General features: G+C 73.2%; 1 protein-coding gene and 1 pseudogene. One reads left to right on the forward strand and one right to left on the reverse strand.

All coding sequences use genetic code 11. The annotated features are described in order from the left end of the window. Positions 1–214 (reverse strand): annotated as a pseudogene (locus tag FV222_RS27185) (hypothetical protein); the annotation flags it as partial. 129 nt (positions 215–343) lie between these two features. Between FV222_RS27185 and FV222_RS27190 the strand changes: the two are divergent. Beyond that, positions 344–1,027, forward strand: a 684-nt coding sequence (locus tag FV222_RS27190; protein ID WP_147816239.1) for an MFS transporter, incomplete at its 3' end; no start/stop codon positions are given.

Consider the following 1,027-nt stretch of genomic DNA (forward strand, 5'->3'; position numbering starts at 1 on the left):
GCGCATGGGCGAGGATCAGGCGGAGCGCCGCGTGGCTCACGCGGGACCGGTCGCGATCCTCCGCCCGGAGGAAGCGGCCGGCGCGGGCGGCCTCCGCGGGCGAAAGCCAGGCATCGCAGCGCGCGAGCCGATCCGTGGACAGGGCGAGGTCGACGCTCCAGATCTGGATCGTATCGGTGGGGCCGGGTTCGGTGACGATCCAACCGTCGCTCATGATGCCGGCGCCGGAAACCTGCTGTTCGCTCCCCTCTCTGCGGGGGGAGCGAAAGGCGCGCGCGTTCGGCCGGCTTCCGTCGTAGGATCGGGGCGGAGCGGGTGCGCGTGCAATGAAAGACCTTCGGCGATGAGCGGCGGCGAGGATCCGCCCGTGCGGCCGGGTCCGCAAGCCGGTGCGGCCGCACGGTGGTCGTCAGGTCGGTCGTCGGTTCGGCTGCCGACCCTGCAGGATCGCAGGACGCGCTACGGCGTGTTCTTCGCCACCTACTTCTACCAGGGCCTGGTCGCTGGATTCTCCCTCACGGCGCTCGCCAACCATCTGGCGGCGCAGGGCGTGTCGAGCGCGGAGGTCGGCCTTCACTTCGCCATCGCCGGCCTGCCCTGGACGGTCCAGCCGATCCTGTGGGGGCCGCTGGTCGATCGCGCGAGCCGGTTCGCGATGGGGCGGCGCCGCGCCTGGAGCGTGCTCGCGATCCTCGGCTGCCACCTGGCGCTGGCCGGGCTGCTGCTCGTGCCCGGCGAGCGGTCGCTCGGCGCGCTCGGCCTCGTGTTCCTCGCCCACAGCACCTTCGCCGCCCTGCTCGACACCGCCTGCGACCGGATGGTGATGGACCATGTCCCACAGGGCGAGCTCGGGCGGATGAGCGCCTGCACCCGGGCCGGGTTCGTCGCCGGCACCAGCCTCGGCGCCGGCCTGTTCGGCTGGCTGCTCGCGGCCTACGGGTTCCGGTTCGGAGCCCTGTGCCTGCTCGCGGCCGCGATCTTCGCCAGCCTGCCGATCCTGCTGGTGCGCGAGGCGCCGGGCGACGCC

Origin of the sequence: Methylobacterium sp. WL103 (assembly GCF_008039885.1) — a bacterium.
Classification (GTDB): domain Bacteria; phylum Pseudomonadota; class Alphaproteobacteria; order Rhizobiales; family Beijerinckiaceae; genus Methylobacterium; species Methylobacterium cerastii.